This window comes from Bradyrhizobium sp. ISRA442 (assembly GCF_038085055.1).
Lineage (GTDB): Bacteria > Pseudomonadota > Alphaproteobacteria > Rhizobiales > Xanthobacteraceae > Bradyrhizobium.
The window spans coordinates 1-15,696 of record NZ_JALGCN010000042.1 but is presented as its reverse complement, the minus strand read 5'-3'; the positions used below and the strand labels follow the sequence as shown (position 1 = coordinate 15,696).

The window sequence follows — 15,696 nt, the reverse complement described above, 5'->3', positions numbered from 1 at the left end:
TCCTGTACCGCCCTTGAGCAGTTAACGGGCGCATGGTGCGTCCGTTCCGCGGCCGGCGAGCAACGTGCGCGCCTTTGTCTGCCGTACAGGCGGGCAATGGCGGCAGTGTGCTGGACCAGCTCGCCCGAGTATCGCTTCCCCGGCGGCATTACGGCGGCCATGGATCAGCGTGCACTCGTCCATGTGCGCCAATGGGTCGGCTGAATGTCGGCGTGCGTTTTGCCTGATCGGTCGACCCAATTGGATCCATCCTTGCGACAAGGAAAAGGAAGCGAATGGACGATACCATCAAAGTCCAGCGCGCAGATTTCGAGGTCTCCGTCTGACGGAGCTGTCGAAGTTGACTGCCATTCGGTGGAGATGAACTGCATGATCTACCTCCAGCAGGAAATGTGGGGATAGTTCCAATGTACTTTTTAGCACGAGTGATCGTCCTTGGGTGTGAACCAGCTCGCAATGACGCAAGGAACCCGTACCCTTCATTGGGGCAATTGCCTTGTCCTTGCCTCGGGCGCCTCTGATACGTCCGGGCGCACGATCACCGCTTGCAAGTGAGTCTGTCTCGGCTACGGGCGGTTCATGGGCGTGGGGCCGAATGTCGCGAAACGCCAGGCCCGGCTTGGGCATGCTCTGCGGCCGAGACAACGCGTCACGCGCGAGTGTGACCGGCGCATCTATTGGAGATGCATCACGGAGAAGAGTTGCTTCGGGCGATGGATTGCCGGGTCAAGCCCGGCAATTACGAGAATGAACCACTTTAACCCGCCCCAATCAGCGGAATTGCTTCATCCCGCTCATACAGATACAGCAGGCAGCGCAGCGCTTCGCCGCGCTCGCCCTTCAGCTTCGGATCGTCGTTCATGATGCGCAGGGCCTCGTCGCGGGCCTGCGTGATGAGCTGGCTGTGGACCTCCGAACGCGCGATCCGATAGCCGGGCAGGCCGCTTTGGCGCACGCCGAGCACGTCGCCTTCGCCGCGCAGCTTCAAATCTTCCTCGGCGATGCGAAAGCCGTCGGTGGTCTCGCGGATCACCTTCAGCCGCGCCTTCGACATTTCGCCGAGCGGCTCTGAGTAAAGCAGGAGGCAGGTCGAAGCTTCGGAGCCGCGTCCGATACGGCCGCGCAATTGATGGAGCTGGGCAAGGCCGAAGCGCTCGGCGTTCTCGATCACCATGATGGTGGCGGCCGGCACGTCGACGCCGACCTCGACCACGGTGGTCGCAACCAGGAGCCCGATCTCGTGGGCGGCGAACTGGCCCATCACGCGGTCCTTCTCTGCGCCCTTCATCTGCCCGTGGACGAGCCCGACGCGGTCGCCGAAGCGCTTCTGCAAACTCTCGAAACGTTTCGTCGCGTTGGTCAGGTGCTCGGTGCCTTCGGCCTCGGACTCCTCGACCAGCGGACAAATCCAGTAGACCAGCTTGCCGGACTGGAGCGCGCGGCCGACGCCGTCCATGACCTCCTCGATCCGGCTCATCGGCACCGCGCGGGTGTCGATCGGCTGCCGGCCGGCGGGCTTTTCGCGCAGCTCGCTGATGTCCATGTCGCCGAAATAGGTCAGCACCAGCGTGCGCGGGATCGGCGTGGCGCTCAGCACCAGCACGTCAACGGCCTCGCCCTTCGAGGTCAGCGCCAATCGCTCGCGCACGCCGAAACGGTGCTGCTCGTCGACGACGGCAAGCGCGAGATCCCCAAAGATCACGTCGTCCTGGATCAGCGCATGGGTGCCGACGAGGAGATCGATCTCGCCCTCGGCGAGCCGCGCGAGAATCTCGCGCCGCTCCTTGCCTTTTTCCCGCCCGGTGAGGATCGCGACCCGCAAGCCGGCGCGCTCGGCGAGCGGCGCGATGGTCTTGATGTGTTGGCGCGCCAGGATTTCGGTCGGCGCCATCAACGCGGCCTGCTTGCCGACCTCGGCGACGGCGGCAGCAGCGAGTAACGCCACCACGGTCTTGCCGGAGCCGACGTCGCCCTGAAGCAGACGGAGCATGCGCACGGATTGTTTCAGATCATCGGCGATCGCGGCCGCGGCACTGCGCTGGGAGCGTGTCAGCGCATAGGGCAGGGCATCGATGATCTTGTTGCGCAGGTGGCCGTCGCCGGCGTTGCGCACGCCGGCGGGCCGGCGCAACCGCGCACGGATCAGCGCCAGCGCCAGTTGCCCGGCCAAGAGCTCGTCGAAGGCGAGGCGCGACCAGAAGCGCTGGTCGGGCAGGACGTCGGTGAGCTCGACGGGCTGATGCACACGGATGAGTGCCTCGGCGAGAGGCGGGAAGTTGCAGCGGCGGAGCACGTCCGGGCTGATCCATTCCGGCAAGGAGGGGAGCTTCTGCAGCGCCTGCGCGATCGCGCGGCGCAGCGAGCCGAGCGCCAGCCCCTCGGTCAGCGGATAGACGGGATCGATCCCGGAGAGCTTCGCGATGGCCTCCTCGTCCAGCACGCGGTCGGGATGCACGATCTGCGGGATGCCGTCATACATCTGCAGCGTGCCGGAGACGTAGCGCTTCTCGCCCATCGGCAGCAGCTTCTCGACATAGCCGGGCTTGGCGCGGAAGAAGGTCAGCACGACGTCGCCGGTATCGTCGCTGGCGTAGACGAGATAGGGCGCGCGCGCATTGCGCGGCGGCGGAGGGCGGTGGCGGTCGATCGTCACCTCCAGCGTCACCACGGTTCCCGGCACGGCGTCACGGATCTTCGGCCGCGCGCGGCGGTCGATCACGTTGCTCGGCAAGTGCAGGAGGAGGTCGACCAGCCGCGGCGTCTCATCGCGGTCGAGCAGATAGCGCAACAGCTTGTCCTGCTTCGGACCGACGCCGGGGAGGCTGGTCACGGGAGCAAACAGCGGGTTGAGCAGGCTGGGGCGCATGGGGCGAATCTAGGATCGTTTCGGCTCGTCATGCCCGGCTTTATGCCGGGCATCCACGCTTTTTTCTCGGCAACGCGTGGATGGCCGGGACAAGCCTGGCCATGACGGGGCGGAGAGTGGCAAACCAGAACAACAAAGGGCTGACATCGGTCATCCGAGTGGCTATATCACCCGCGCCCGGCACGTCCGGGCTTTTGGCGTTGGACTGGATTTGAGACATGACGGGAACGACACGATCGAGCGACGGGCTGGATGAGCGTCGCAAGCGGCTTCTGTTCCGCTGCTGGCACCGCGGCACGCGCGAGATGGACCTCATCCTCGGCCGCTTTGCCGATGCCGAGATTGGCAACCTGTCCGATGCCGAACTGACCGAGCTCGAGCACCTGCTGGAGGTGCCCGATCCCGATTTCTACGCGGCCGTCACGGGAGACAAAGTGCTTCCGGGTGACGTTGCAGGCGCGCTGTTCGCGCGTATCAAGGCATTTCCGATTGCGGACGGCAACGCATGAAACAGCCGTCGAAATCTCCGGCCGAGCTGCTCGCGCCGGGCCGCGCACTGACGCTCGCCAACGTCGCCGAAGGCGCTGAAGGCCTCGTCGTCTCCGACCTCGCGCGCGCCATCGCGGCACGGCCGAAGAAGCCGGCCGTCAGCCTCGCTGTCGTCTGCCGCGACGGCCCGCGCATGCAGCAGCTCGAGCGCGCGTTGCAATTCTTCGCGCCCGACCTGCCCGTGCTGACGTTCCCGGCCTGGGACTGCCAGCCCTATGACCGGGTCTCGCCGCATGGCGGCATCCTGGCGCAGCGCCTGACCACGCTGGCGCGGCTTGCTTCGCTCACCGGCAGCGACAAGCCGCTGATCGTGCTGACGACCGTGAACGCCGTCGTGCAGCGCGTGCCGTCGCGCGATCTCGTCGCCGCGCAGGCGCTGTCGGTCGCACCCGGCAATGTCGTGCCGATGGACACCATCGTCGCCTGGCTCGAGCACAATGGGTACAGCCGCTCCTCGACGGTGCGCGAGCCCGGAGAATATGCCGTGCGCGGCGGCATCCTCGATCTGTTCCCGGCCGGCCTCGACCAGCCCGTCCGCTTCGATTTCTTCGGCGACAGCCTGGAATCGATCCGCTCCTTCGACGCCGAGACCCAGCGCACGCTGCTCGACATGCGCGCGCTCGATCTCGTGCCGATCTCGGAATTCCAGCTCGTCACTGACACCATCCGCCGCTTCCGCATGGGCTATGTCGCTGAGTTCGGCGCGCCCGAGCGTGACGATGCGCTGTACGAGGCCGTCAGCGAAGGCCGGCGTCATCCCGGCATGGAGCACTGGCTGCCGCTGTTCCAGGAGCGGATGGACACGCTGTTCGACTATCTGCAGGGCGCGCCGATCGCGATCGAGCCGCAGGCCGAGGACGCCATCCGCGAGCGCTTCAAGCAGATCCTCGACTACTACGAGGCGCGCCGCGACGCGCTGGAGCATCCGACCGGTGGCGGCATCTACAAGCCGCTGCCGCCCGACCGGCTCTATCTGACCGAAGAGGAGTGGACCAAGCGCGAAGCCGACATTCCGCTGGCGCGGCTGACGCAATTCTCCGTGCCGGCTGATGGCGCGAGCGTCGTCGATGCCGGCGCGCGCAAGGGGCGGGATTTCGCACCCGAGCGCAACGACACGACCGCCAACGTGTTCGAGGCCGTGGTGGCGCACGTGATGGCGTTGCAGGCGCAGCGCAAGAAGGTCGTCATCGCGCTCTGGACCGAAGGCTCGCGCGACCGCATGACCTCGATGTTGCGCGACCATAAGCTGACCCACACCACCAGCGTCAATAGCTGGCGGACGGTGCAGGCAACTCCGCGCAACGAGACCATGCTCGCCGTGCTGGGCCTCGAAAGCGGCTTCGAGACCGACGAGATCGCGCTCATCAGCGAGCAGGACATCCTCGGCGATCGCCTGGTGCGGCCGCGCAAGGCGAGCCGCAAGCTCGACAACTTCATCTCGGAGGTCACGAGCCTCGCTGCCGGCGACATCGTCGTGCACGTCGATCACGGCATCGGCCGCTTCATCGGCCTGCAGACGCTCGACGTCGCCGGCGCGCCGCATGACTGTCTCGAGCTGCATTATGCCGCCGAGACAAAGCTGTTCCTGCCGGTCGAGAACATCGAACTGCTGTCGCGCTACGGCTCCGACCAGACCACGGTCGAGCTCGACCGCCTCGGCGGCTCGGGCTGGCAGACCCGCAAGGCCAAGCTGAAGAACCGCATCCGCGAGATCGCCGGCGAGTTGATCAAGATCGCTGCCGAACGGCAGCTCCACGAAGCGCCAAAACTGCCGGTGCAGCCGGGCCTCTATGACGAGTTCTGCGCGCGTTTCCCCTATGACGAGACCGAGGACCAGTTGGGGGCGATCGAGTCCACGCTGAAGGACCTCGAGCGGGGCCGGCCCATGGACCGGCTGATCTGCGGCGACGTCGGCTTCGGCAAGACGGAGGTCGCGCTGCGCGCGGCGTTTGCCGTCGGGCTGGAAGGCAAGCAGGTCGCGGTCGTGGTGCCGACCACGCTGCTTGCGCGCCAGCATTACAAGACGTTCTCCGAACGCTTCCGCGGCTTCCCGGTGCAGGTCGCGCAGGCTTCGCGCCTGATCCCGGCCAAGCAGCTCAACCAGGTCAAGAAGGGCATCGCCGACGGCTCGGTCGACATCGTCGTGGGTACCCATGCGCTGCTCGGCAAGTCGATCAAGTTCCGTGACCTTGGCCTCTTGATCGTCGACGAGGAGCAGCATTTCGGCGTCAGTCACAAGGAGCGGCTGAAAGCACTCCGCGCCGAGGTGCATGTGCTGACGCTATCGGCAACGCCGATCCCGCGCACGCTCCAGCTTGCCTTGACTGGCGTGCGCGAGCTCTCGATCATCGCCTCGCCCCCGGTCGACCGCCTTGCGGTGCGCACCTTCGTCGCCCCGCACGATCCCCTGATGATCCGCGAGGCGCTCTTGCGCGAGCGCTATCGCGGCGGGCAGGCATTCTACGTAGTGCCGCGCATCGACGATCTCGCCGAGGTCAAGGATTTCCTCGACAAGAACGTACCGGAGATGAAGGTCGCGGTCGCACATGGCCAAATGCCCCCGGCCGTGATCGAGGACATCATGACGGCGTTCTACGACGGCAGGTTCGACATCCTGCTGTCGACCACGATCGTGGAGTCCGGCCTCGACATTCCGAACGCCAACACGCTGATCGTGCATCGGGCCGACATGTTCGGCCTCGCCCAGCTCTATCAGCTCCGTGGCCGTGTCGGACGCTCCAAGCTGCGCGCCTACGCCTTGTTCACGCTGCCGGCGCAGCAGAAGATCACGGCACAGGCCGAGCGGCGGCTGACCGTGCTGCAATCGCTGGAGACATTGGGCGCGGGCTTCCAGCTCGCCTCCCACGATCTCGACATTCGCGGCGCCGGCAATCTGCTCGGTGAGGAGCAGTCCGGGCACATCAAGGAGGTCGGCTTTGAGCTCTACCAGTCGATGCTGGAAGAGGCGATCGTCAACCTCAAGGCCGGCGTCGCCGAGCCCGCCGCCGACCGCTGGTCGCCGCAGATCACGATCGGCATGCCTGTACTCATTCCGGAGGACTATGTCGGCGACCTCTCGGTCCGCCTGTCGCTCTACCGGCGGCTCGCAGATCTCGACACCGAGGAGGAGATCGAGAACTTTGCCGCCGAGATGCGCGACCGCTTCGGTGTGCTGCCGGATGAGGTGCGCTATCTCTTCAAGGTCGCCGCGATCAAGGCGTTCTGTCGACGGGCCAATGTCGAGAAGATCGACGCGGGCCCGAAGGGCGCCGTCATCGTGTTCCGCGACAATTCCTTTGCGCATCCCGACCGCCTGGTGTCGTTCATCCGCAGCCACGGCCAAGCCGCAAAGGTGCGGCCCGACATGAAGGTGGTGTTCTTCCAGGACTGGGAGACGCCGGAAGAGCGCCTCGTCGGCACCACCGAGATCATGCGCCAGCTCGCGCAGCTCGCACAGAGCAAGAAGGCGGCGTAGGGACTTCTCCTTCGTCATTGCGAGCGAAGCGAAGCAATCCAGAAATCTATCCGCAGAAGGACGCTGGATTGCTTCGTCGCTTCGCTCCTCGCAATGACCGTGTTACTGGGAGCATTGTACGGTGCGTAAAAGCGCGTAGTGTGCCCACCATCTCCGCACTCGGATCTGAAAACAGGTGGGCACGCTTCGCTTTGCCCACGTCGTCAATCGAGGTGGAATCTCAAGTATCAATCGAGGTGGAATCTCAAGTAAAGGTTTCCCGCCGGCTCATTCTGGAAAAACAAGAGGCCTCGCGGCGCCATGCCGGCAAAAAAGCGAAGCCTCGGTGGCGGGTCGCCTGGCACTATTCTCTGCGATGGCGCACCTAGTTCGAAGAAACAGCAGCCGGGCTTGCCTTCGATTTGAATGCGCGCGTGGTCAGGGTCGTCGCGAGACAGGGAAATGATGACCGTCAAGTTTAGCTTCTCGACCTTCACATGGCATACCCCATAGGGGCACGTCGTCGAACCTGCATCGCTGTCTCTCGGTGTTTCAATGCCGTAATCCAACCTGTAGTCCTTGGCGTAGGAGGCCGGCAAAAGCAGAACGGCGGAAATGAACGCTGTTGCGAATTTCATCATCAACCATCATATCGTGGCGCGCTTAGCAGACAATTTATCGCTCACAGGTTGCGGGTGGTTTGTATAGAACGAAGCAGGAACATTGTCAACCGATTTTCGCACATTGGCGACAGCGCTGATGCCACCGCGTGGGCGCGCCTCCTCAGCATCTGATGGACTATCTCAATTCCTGACGATGCGACGGAGAACACGGATGTTCGGGTCGTCACGATCGGGAGCTTTCTCGACTGGGGGCACGACCGGAGCACGATTGATCTGAGCTGCCTTGGGCGTCGAGAGCACGCCCTGGTTTGTCGGCGCTGCAAGAATTTGAATTTTCTCATTCGTGGTTGGTGGAGCAAAGATTGGCGGGCGCGCCCGCATGATCGAATCGTTTGGATCGCGCGGACGGATCTCGCCACGGCCGTCATTCTCTAGACTCGGGATTACATTGCCGGCCTGCTTGATAGCCGCGTCAATCATTTCCTCTACAGAACCCAGTACTGAGCCGGGGTCATCGATATATTGCTCGGACGCTACAACGCTGTCCTTAAATCGTTTGAGGTCATCGATGGTCTGCTGGGCGGATTTTCGCGGCCCTTCGTCCCACCAGGATCCCTTGCCAGACATGTAATGATCTATGACGTCGCGCGCGACTCGTAACGTCTTCCTTGTCTGACGGATTGATCGTGACAAACCCGGAGCCGATCGGCGGTAAGGGTTTCTTCTCAATCGTCGGCATGAAAAATCTCCTGCGCAAATGAAAAAACCCGCAGCGGATTTCTCCACGCGGGCCAACTGACTTATTTCGATGATGCCACTATGCCGGTGTTTTGCCCGACGTGTCAAATGGCTTCGTAAAATACGTAAGACTTCACGTCAGCAATTGACATTTCCTTTGCATGGGGTTGTTTTTCAGATTTTGTCGGATCCTAGGGCAAACCGAGATCCTACGAAAGGGCCGATCCCGCGAAAACGGGCGCGATGATATCTACGACGCCGCCCGTGACGCGTCGGCGGATAGCCGCGCCAGCAGCGACCTTGCCGTATCCGATGGCGACAGCGAATCCACGCTGACGACGGGGTCGCTGCGCATCTCGCCTTTGCCGTTCGAGGTGTGCCGCATCACCGCAGAGAGGCGGCGGGCGATCATGTGGGCGGTGCGGAAGTCGGTCTCTGCGAACACGACGATCACCGAGCCGTCCTTCTGGGCGGTGCCAAAATCCATCTGCCGCATCAGCCGACTCAGGATGCGCGCGGCGTCTAACTGGGCGCGGGGATTGGCCGAATCGAAAGCGAAGCGCGCAACCGAGAGACCACCGCCGCGGGCGAGCGTCTGCTCGACCGCTTTGGAAAAGTCGCGGGCGAAGGCTTCGACCGTCAGCAGGCCACTGCGCGGATCGAGCCAGCCGCCGGCATCGATCGAACGCAGCGTGCGGCCAAGTTGTGCCTCCATCGCGTGCTGGCGGATCAGCGGCAGCGCGTTGGCCGCGATCCTGGCGGGTTCACCCGAGATGACCTCGAGATTGGGCAGGTCGTAGCTCTGCGCGAGCTGGTGCGCGGTAACAACGACGGGCAGGTTGCGGAAGCGGGTATCTTCCGCAAGCACCGTGAGGAAGGCGTCAGTGACGCGCGCAGTGAAACCTTCGGCGAGCACGACGCCGTCGATGTCGCGGGTGTTGAGATGCTTTGCGGCGGCTTCGATCGACAGCGCCCCGATCACGCCCACGCGTTCGCCGAGCGCGACCGAGAGCGCGGGATAGGCGGCGCCGCGGCCGATCAGAAGCACCGTGGCATCGCGCGCAGGATCGGCCTCCGGGAACGAGACCTTCGTCGTCACCTCCGGCAGCCGGCGCAGCACGGTCGCGTGCAGTGTGCGTACGCGCAGCCCGGCGCGCAGCCGCGCGATCAGGCGGTCTGGATTGCCGCCGCTCGTGGCGAAGGGCAGGGCGTTGTGGGGGAGAGTGCCCGGCGCGTCCAGTGCGACGAACGGAATGTAGAGTGGCTGGTCGGCGATTTTCCTGGCGAACGGCGCGATGTGCGGCTCGTGTCCGCCTGACATGGCGGCAAGAACCGCAGCAGGCTGCATCTGCTCGACGGCGCGCGCAGCACTCGCCCAGTCGCTGTCGACAATGGGGAAGAGGCGGCCCTCGTCCAGCGCCGCAATGAAGGCCGGCCGCTCGGCGTTGGACACAAACAGGATCGGGCCCGCCTGGGACATCGCAAACTCTGATCACGCAATACTGCTGCGCAATCTAGTTTGGTCGCCTTAATGCCGCGTCAACATATCAGCCGAAAGTGCGATCAAACCGGGCCGGAACGATCGCGAAAAGCCTCAACCATCAGAGGGTTAAGCCCGAGTTCGCTGAGCGCCTCGCGGGCGCGGGTGTTATCCTGGGCGCGACCCGCCAGCCGGTGTCCGGAGAGCCGGTCGGGCAGCGCAGTCAACAGCGCGCCCTGGCCGAGCCGGCGCGCCCATTCCTGCAGGTCGTTGGAGAGGAAGCGATAGCCGCCGACCGCCATGATGCCGGACGGGGGTGCGGTGATGCAGATCGCACCGTTTGCCCGGTCGATCCGCGCGGCGTAGCCGGTGTCGACATAGTCCCGCGGCGGCTGCGCCGTCAGGGCCTCGCCCACCGGCTGCGGCGGTGCGTAGGCCGCGATCGGGACCATCGCTCCGCGCAGGCCCAGCGTTCCATTCGGCGTGAGCAGGATCTCGCCGGCGATGGAGGAGCCCGACTGCTCGCGCGGCGCACCATGGGGGCCCGGCATCACCGCCACCGGCATGCCGTCCTCGCCACGCCGGACGCCGAACAGCCCGGCCTCGCCGAACAGATAGACGTCGGTGAGCGGCGCATGCGGCGCGATCCAGGCATCGCTCGCCGCTACCTGTTCCGGCGCGCGCCACAGGCCGATGACGTTGCGCAAGCTCGGCATCCGCGCCGCGAGATCGGAATCGCCAAGCCTAAGCGCGAGCTGCGCCGGTGCGATCAGCACATCGCAATCGTGCTCATTGATCTGCTGCTCCAGCACCTCGCTCTCAAAGGGATGATGCAGCGCCAGCGTGCCGCCGGAGAGCAGCCACACAGCGAGCGAGGAGGCGAGGCCGGCGAACGACATCGGAGTGAACGCCGCCATCACGGTCGCGCCCTGCTTGACGTCGGCCTCCAGCGACATCGCAAGGCCACCGGCGATCAGGCTGAAATGCGGTCGTGGCACCGGGCGAAAGCCCTCCGCCGTAACGTCGAAAGAGATCATCGCCGCCTTGCGGCCATCCTGGATGACGCGGCGCGTAGTGCCGGGCGGGCGCGCCAGCACCTCGTCGAGCGGGGCCATGCCTTCGGGCAGGTCGGTGCCGAAACCGAAGACATGGCGGATCGAGAACGCTTCCGCTGCGGCATGCATGGCGAGGTCGGAATAGATCACGCCGTCGACCTTGCTCATGGTGACGATAGCGCGTGCCGCAGTGCGGTTGAGCGCGGCGGTCAGCTCCGCATGACGCCAGAGCAGCGGCAGCACGGCAACGACGAGGCCGGCGCGATGGGCGGCGAGCACCGTGAGCACGAACTCGACCGTGTTCGGCAACTGGATCGCGATGACGGAATTGGCCGGCAGGCCGGATTCCACGAAGTGCGCCGACAGCGCCTCGATGGCGAGATCCGCCTCGGCGTAGGTCAGCCGCCTCGGCTCGTGGCCGGTCACGCGGACCTTGTTGATGGGGTCGAGCAGTGCCGGCGCGTGCGGCTGGCGGGACAGCGTGCGCTGAAACAGCGTGTCGAGCGTCGGCGATGCGGCTGGCTGATTCGTCATTTCGCTTGCGGCTGCCCCTTGGACCACCAGGTCTCCGGCAAATAGCCGGACAGCGCGGTAGCCGATGGCCGTTCTATCCGATTCCAGCGCGCGATCCATTGCTCCGATACGTTAAAGAGGGGGATTGTGTAGAAGCCTGCGATCAGGGTGCGGTCGAGCGCCCGCACTGCCGACACGAAGGCCGTATGTTCGCGGGCCTCCAGTAGGGCTGCGATCATGGCGTCGACGGCCGGATCCTTGGCGCCCATGTAGTTGCGGGTGCCCGGATTGTCGGCAGCGGCGCTGCCCCAATAGAAATATTGCTCGTTGCCGGGCGACAGCGACTGATCCCAGCGGTTCTGGATCATGTCGAACTCGAAAGCGAGCCGGCGCTGGTCGAACTGCACGGGATCGACCGATCGCACGGTCGGCTCGATGCCGGCGCGCTTCAGGTCGCGCTGGAAGGCAAGCGCGATGCGCTCCTGGTCGCGCGTCGTGACCAGGATCTCGAAGGTGAAGGGAGCCTTGGTCTTGCGGTTGCGCAGCACGGTTCCGTTGAGATCGTAGCCGGCCTCCGACAGAAGCTTGAGCGCCGCGCGCAGCGTCGTGCGGTCGCGCCCCGAGCCGTCGGTGACGGGCAGGCGGTAGCTGCCATCCATGATGTCGGCTGGAATTTGCGCGGCGAACGGTTGGAGCAGCTCGCGCTCGCGTGCATCCGCAGGACGGGCGTAGGCGGAGAGGTCCGAACCGGCGAAATAGCCGGCGACGCGCGAGTAGAGCCCGAAGAAGTAGTTGCGATTGACCAGTTCGAAGTCGAACAGCAGCGTCAGCGCCTGGCGCACGCGGATGTCGGCGAAGATCGGACGCCGGGTGTTGAACACCAGGAATTCCGACGGCTGCGGCACGCCCGGCTTGATGGTGTCGCGGATCACCTCGCCGGTCTTGGCTGCGGGGAAATCGTAGCCGTCGTGCCAGCGCAACGGCTCGTTCTCGACGCGGAAGTCATAGAGGCCGCGCTTGAAGGCTTCGAACTGGCCGTTGGCCTCGCGGTAGTAGTCGAGCCTGATCTCGTCGAAATTGTAGAGGCCGCGATTGACCGGCAGGTCGCGGCCCCAATAGTCGGGGTTGCGGGTCAGCGTCACGCTGGTGCCGGGCTTCACCGCCGTGACCCGGTACGGGCCCGAGCCGATCGGGCCTACCATCGTCGTCTCCTCAAAGGTCGCGACGTCGACTGCATGCTTGGGCAGGATCGGCATCAGGCCGAGGATCAGCGGCAACTCCCGGTCATTGGCGCCGGCCAAATCGAAGCGGATCGTGAGGGGATCGAGCACTTCGGCCTTTGCTACTTTCGCATAGTAATGGCGGTGGTTCGGTCGGCCGTGATCGCGCAGGAGCTGCCAGGAAAACTCGACGTCCTCGGCGAGCACCGGCTTGCCGTCGGAGAACCGCGCGCGAGGATCGAGGCGGAACGTGACGTAGGTCCGCTCGTCGTCGGTTTCGACCGTCCTGGCCAGGAGGCCATAGAGTGTGAACGGCTCGTCGTTGCCGCGCGCCAAAAGGCTCTCGATCACGTAGTTCCGGACCTGCTGCACCGCCAATCCCTTCACGATGAGGGGATTGAGGCTGTCGAAGGTACCCAGAAGGCCCCAGGTCAGCCGGCCGCCCTTGGGTGCGTCGGGGTTGGTGTAGGGCATGTGGGTGAAGTCGGCCGGCAGTGCCGGCTTGCCGTGCATGGCTATGGCGTGGGCTTCTTCGGCCCGCACTGCGGCCGTCGGCAACATGATGGCGAGGAGAAGGGCGAGGCTGCGAAGCCGGGCGCCAAGGACCCCGACAAGGACCTCGACAAGCCCCTCAAGAAGGCGCGGGAACATGAACATCGGCGCACGTTGATTCGAGAACCGGCGGATCTGAATCCTAACACAGCGATTTTCCCCGGGAGCGCACGTGCTGTCGCGGTCAAAGAGAGTTGTCGGCATTGATCTTTTCGTCCGCCACGTTAAGAAGGCGGGCAATCGCGCAAGAGCGCCGGACCCGTCACTTTTCCGCCTCTATTGACGGGGAGACAGCCGCGCCCAAGGCGGCTTGGTTCGGTGTTTCGGAGCGGCTCGGGCCATTCCCGTTCAGAAAGGGTTTTCCGCAATGAATTTCCGCTATTTGGCCGCGTCCGTCCGGCCGCGCGGGCGACTTCTCGCCCTGTTGACGGCGACGGCATTGGTCGTTCCGTTCGCCGCAGAAGCCCAGGCTCCAGCGCCGGCACCCAAGGCAGCGCCGAAAGCCGCGCCGAAGGCCGCCCCCAAGGCGCCCGCGCCGGCTCAAACTCCTCAGGCCCAGCAGGCCCCAGCTCAGGGCGCTCCAGCCCAGCCGAACGGCCAGCCGGCGGATCAGCAGATTCAGCTCATCTACGCGCCGTGGACCAAATTCTGCCTCAAGGGCCAGGACGCCAACGCCAAGCAGGTGTGCTTCACCGGCAAGGACGGCCGCATCGAGTCGGGCCAGCCGGTCATCGCCGCCGTGATCATCGAGCCCGAAGGCGAGCCCAAGAAGATCCTGCGCGTGACGCTGCCGCTCGGCATGCAGCTCGTCCATGGCACCCGTATCATCGTGGACAACAATCCGCCGCTGCAGAGCCCGTACGTGATCTGCTTCGCCAATGGCTGCATGTCGGACTACGAGGCGACCCCGGACCTCATCAACAACATGAAGAAGGGGCAGAACCTCGTGGTGCAGGCGATCAACGCCAACGGCGCGCCGCTGACGCTGCCGCTGCCGCTGGCCGGCGAGTTCGCCAAGGCCTATGACGGCCCGCCGACCGACCCGAAGCAGTTCGAGGAAACCCAGAAGAAGCTCCAGGAAGAGCTGCAGAAGAAGGCTGAAGAGCAGCGCAAGAAGCTCGAGCAGCAGGGCGCGGCTTCCGGCGCGGCTCCGGCTGGGCAGAAGTAAGCAGGCCGCTCAAGCTTGGACATGAAGAAGGCGCTCGGTTCGAGCGCCTTTTTTGCTGGTCCGCGTGCGGAGCGAAGTTCAGTTCAGCGACGGATTGCGCGGGCGGTAGCCGCCGGTCTTGTCCTTGATGAAGATTTCGGCCACCTGGGAATGGCGGATCGGCTCGCCAGAGTTATCCGGCAGCAAGTTCTGCTCCGAGACGTAGGCGACGTACTCCGACTCAGCGTTCTCCGCGAGCAGGTGATAGAACGGCTGGTCCTTACTGGGCCGCACCTCCTCAGGAATCGACAGCCACCACTCCTCGGTGTTGTTGAATTCCGGATCGATATCAAAGATCACGCCCCGGAACGAGAAGATCCGGTGGCGAACGACCTGTCCGATCTGGAACTTGGCAGTCCGAGCTTTAATCATTCCCCGTCGATAGACCAGGATTGTGGCCGATGCTAGTGCCCAGATTCGGAATTAACCCACCGGTAATGGGCAGATAGCCCCCAAGCCTTCAGAAAACACTTCATCAATGGTCGATATCCTCAATCTGGCCCTTCCTTATTTCGGCCTGATCTTCGTTGGTTTTGCCTGCGGCAAGGCTAAGTCCCTGCCGGAATCGGGACTGGCCTGGATGAACTTCTTCCTGCTCTACGTGTCGCTGCCGGCGCTGCTCTTCGCGATCATGTCGAAGACGCCGTTCTCGGAGCTCAACAACCCGCCGTTCCTGGTTGCGACCACGCTGTCGACCATCGCGGCGTTCACCATTGCGCTCAGCGTCGGGAAGATCCTCGGCCGACTGTCGCTGCGCGAGGCGACGCTTGCCGGACTCTCCGGAGGTTACGGCAATATCGGCTATATGGGGCCGGGGCTGGCGCTCGCGGTGCTCGGGACGAAGGCGGCAGCGCCGACCGCGCTGATCTTCTGCTGTGACAGCATCTTCCTGTTCACGATCGTGCCGCTGCTGATCGAGCTCTCCGATCGCGATCATCCTTCGCTTGTGCACGCCTTCGGCGTGGTGCTGAAGCAGATCGTGCTCAACCCCCTGATCATGTCGGCCTGCTTCGGCGCCGCTGTCGCGGCGCTCCATATCGAGCTGCCGGTGGCGCTCGATCGCACCATCACCTTCCTCCAGAACGCCGCAGCCCCGACCGCGCTGTTCGTGCTCGGCGTGACTGTGGCGCTACGTCCGTTCGATCGCGTGCCCTGGGAGGTGCCGGGCGTGATCGCGATCAAGCTGCTGGTTCATCCGCTCGCTTCGTTCGCACTGATGATGGCCTTCGGCCCGTTTGCGCAGCCCTGGGCCGCGACCGCCGTACTGATGGCCTCGCTGCCGCCGGCGCTGAACGTGTTCGTCATCGCGCGCCAGAACGATGCCTGGATCGAATCCGCATCCGTCGCGGTGCTGCTCGGGACCTTCGCCTCCGTGGTTACGCTGACGAGCGTGATGTGGTTCATCCAGACCGGGCGACTGGCGTTTCCGTGAGCGGTGG

The 15,696-nt window shown here is 64.6% G+C and carries 11 protein-coding genes; 4 read left to right on the top strand and 7 right to left on the bottom strand.

The genetic code is table 11. The features are described from left to right. Nucleotides 1–757: 757 nt before the first annotated feature. On the bottom strand, nt 758–2,866 hold the full coding sequence (gene recG / locus MTR72_RS39380; RefSeq protein ID WP_341512290.1) for an ATP-dependent DNA helicase RecG: 2,109 nt from the start codon (nt 2,864–2,866) through the stop codon (nt 758–760). A 218-nt stretch (nt 2,867–3,084) separates the two neighbouring features. On the opposite strand from recG, the gene MTR72_RS39375 reads away from it, so the two are divergent. Beyond that, on the top strand, nt 3,085–3,375 hold the full coding sequence (locus tag MTR72_RS39375; RefSeq protein ID WP_280963850.1) for an FAD assembly factor SdhE: 291 nt from the start codon (nt 3,085–3,087) through the stop codon (nt 3,373–3,375). Continuing rightward, nucleotides 3,372–6,890, top strand: coding sequence for a transcription-repair coupling factor (mfd, locus tag MTR72_RS39370; protein WP_280963851.1), 3,519 nt, complete (start codon nt 3,372–3,374; stop codon nt 6,888–6,890). The genes MTR72_RS39375 and mfd overlap by 4 nt, the downstream gene beginning before the upstream one ends. A gap of 227 nt (nt 6,891–7,117) precedes the next feature. Here the strand turns inward: mfd and MTR72_RS39365 are convergent, their stop codons facing one another. The 5 genes from MTR72_RS39365 to MTR72_RS39345 all read right to left on the bottom strand — a co-directional run bounded on the left by MTR72_RS39365 (nt 7,118) and on the right by MTR72_RS39345 (nt 13,155). Beyond that, nucleotides 7,118–7,510 carry a hypothetical protein gene (locus tag MTR72_RS39365; RefSeq protein ID WP_280963852.1) on the bottom strand — a complete coding sequence of 131 codons (393 nt, stop codon included), beginning with the start codon at nt 7,508–7,510 and terminating at the stop codon, nt 7,118–7,120. Nucleotides 7,511–7,672: 162 nt separating this feature from the next. Then, a complete protein-coding gene (locus tag MTR72_RS39360; RefSeq protein WP_341512289.1) occupies nt 7,673–8,119 on the bottom strand; it encodes a hypothetical protein in 447 nt (148 codons plus the stop codon). Nucleotides 8,120–8,480: 361 nt separating this feature from the next. Next, complete coding sequence (locus MTR72_RS39355; RefSeq protein WP_341512288.1) at nt 8,481–9,710, bottom strand: GGDEF domain-containing protein; 1,230 nt, start codon at nt 9,708–9,710, stop codon at nt 8,481–8,483. A gap of 83 nt (nt 9,711–9,793) precedes the next feature. Continuing rightward, on the bottom strand, nt 9,794–11,299 hold the full coding sequence (locus MTR72_RS39350) for a class I adenylate-forming enzyme family protein (protein WP_341512287.1): 1,506 nt from the start codon (nt 11,297–11,299) through the stop codon (nt 9,794–9,796). After that, nucleotides 11,296–13,155 (bottom strand): extracellular solute-binding protein, encoded by a 1,860-nt coding sequence (locus tag MTR72_RS39345; RefSeq protein ID WP_341512286.1) that lies wholly within the window; start codon nt 13,153–13,155, stop codon nt 11,296–11,298. Before MTR72_RS39345 ends, MTR72_RS39350 begins: the two co-directional genes overlap by 4 nt. 262 nt (nt 13,156–13,417) lie before the next feature. On the opposite strand from MTR72_RS39345, the gene MTR72_RS39340 reads away from it, so the two are divergent. Next, entirely contained in the window at nt 13,418–14,218 is an 801-nt protein-coding gene (locus tag MTR72_RS39340; protein WP_280963856.1) for an invasion associated locus B family protein, read from the top strand. Nucleotides 14,219–14,296: 78 nt separating this feature from the next. On the opposite strand, the gene hspQ is transcribed toward MTR72_RS39340, so the two are convergent. After that, nucleotides 14,297–14,629 carry a heat shock protein HspQ gene (gene hspQ, locus MTR72_RS39335; protein ID WP_280963857.1) on the bottom strand — a complete coding sequence of 111 codons (333 nt, stop codon included), beginning with the start codon at nt 14,627–14,629 and terminating at the stop codon, nt 14,297–14,299. A 106-nt stretch (nt 14,630–14,735) separates the two neighbouring features. Between hspQ and MTR72_RS39330 the strand changes: the two genes are divergently transcribed. Next, entirely contained in the window at nt 14,736–15,689 is a 954-nt protein-coding gene (locus MTR72_RS39330) for an AEC family transporter (protein ID WP_341512285.1), read from the top strand. Nucleotides 15,690–15,696: the final 7 nt, after the last annotated feature.